Origin of the sequence: Neobacillus mesonae, assembly GCF_023715155.1 — a bacterium.
Taxonomy (GTDB): domain Bacteria; phylum Bacillota; class Bacilli; order Bacillales; family Cytobacillaceae; genus Neobacillus; species Neobacillus mesonae_A.
The window spans coordinates 1-255 of sequence record NZ_JAMBNQ010000149.1 but is presented as its reverse complement, the minus strand read 5'-3'; the positions used below and the strand labels follow the sequence as shown (position 1 = coordinate 255).

Below are 255 nucleotides of genomic sequence, written 5' to 3'. Positions count from 1 at the left end.
GGTACTATAATTACTTCTCCGCTAAATCAGTAGAACAAAGGAAACGGCAAGATAAGAAGGATGAAGAGGCTAAAGAAATGATTCTAAAGGCCTTTCACTTTAAAGGAAAAAAGAAAGGGGCACGCCAAATTAAAATGACATTGGCGGGTCAATTTCAGTGTATCTTCAACTTGAAGAAGATCCGTAGAATCATGAGAAAATTTGATATTGTCTGCCCTATCAGGAAGGCAAATCCGTACCGGAGAATGATGAAAG

General features: G+C 38.4%; 1 protein-coding gene. It reads left to right on the top strand.

Annotation, left to right across the window (positions count from 1 at the left end; genetic code table 11):
* The coding region (locus M3183_RS26925; RefSeq protein WP_251475120.1) for an IS3 family transposase at positions 1 to 255 on the top strand (255 nt) is incomplete at both ends.